The sequence below is a fragment of the Clostridium thailandense genome (assembly GCF_019207025.1).
Lineage (GTDB): Bacteria > Bacillota > Clostridia > Clostridiales > Clostridiaceae > Clostridium_AM > Clostridium_AM thailandense.
Window position 1 is genome coordinate 1 of the sequence record NZ_JAEEGC010000200.1, and the last position, 1,212, is coordinate 1,212.

A 1,212-nucleotide genomic window follows, 5' to 3' on the forward strand; every position below is an offset into this window, starting at 1 on the left:
AAGGAGGAATAATAAAATGGGAAAAGCAAAATTTGAAAGAAACAAACCACATGTAAACATAGGAACAATAGGACACGTAGACCACGGTAAGACAACATTAACAGCAGCAATAACAACAGTATTATCAAAAAAAGGATTTGCAGAAGCGTTTGATTATGCAGCAATAGATAAAGCACCAGAAGAAAGAGAAAGAGGAATCACAATCAACACAGCACACGTTGAATATGAAACAGATAACAGACACTATGCACACGTTGACTGTCCAGGACATGCTGACTATGTAAAGAACATGATTACAGGAGCAGCACAAATGGATGGAGCAATACTAGTTGTAAGTGCAGCAGATGGTCCAATGCCACAAACAAGAGAGCATATACTACTAGCATCAAGAGTTGGTGTTAACTATATAGTAGTATTTTTAAATAAAGCAGATATGGTAGACGATCCAGAACTATTAGAATTAGTAGAAATGGAAGTTAGAGAATTATTAAATGAATATGAATTCCCAGGAGATGATACTCCAATAGTAACAGGATCAGCATTAAAAGCATTAGAAAACCCAACAGATGAAGAAGCAACAAAATGCATAATGGAATTAATGGATGCAGTAGACAGCTATATACCAACACCAGAAAGAGCAACTGACAAACCATTCTTAATGCCAGTAGAAGATGTATTCACAATAACAGGAAGAGGAACAGTTGCAACAGGAAGAGTTGAAAGTGGAATACTAAAGGTTGGAGACGAAATCGAAATCGTAGGATTAAAAGAAGAAAAAGGCAAGACTGTATGTACAGGAGTAGAAATGTTCAGAAAGCTTCTTGATCAAGCGATGGCAGGAGATAACATAGGAGCATTATTAAGAGGTGTTCAAAGAACAGACATCGAAAGAGGTCAGGTATTATCAAAACCAGGTTCAGTACACCCACACAAGAAATTCGTAGGTCAAGTATACGTACTTAAAAAAGAAGAAGGCGGAAGACACACTCCATTCTTTGATGGATACAGACCACAATTTTACTTCAGAACAACAGACGTTACAGGAAGCATCAAATTACCAGACGGAATGGAAATGGTAATGCCAGGAGACCACATTGACATGAATGTTGAATTAATCACTCCAGTAGCAATGGATGAAGGATTAAGATTTGCTATTAGAGAAGGTGGAAGAACAGTAGGTTCAGGAGTTGTTTCTACTATAGTTGAGTAATT

Annotated in this window: 1 protein-coding gene; it reads left to right on the plus strand. The window is 37.1% G+C overall.

From position 1 onward, the window contains the following. Nucleotides 1-16: 16 nt before the first annotated feature. Entirely contained in the window at nucleotides 17-1,210 is a 1,194-nt protein-coding gene (tuf, locus tag I6U48_RS27910; protein ID WP_218323787.1) for an elongation factor Tu, read from the plus strand. Nucleotides 1,211-1,212 lie beyond the last annotated feature (2 nt).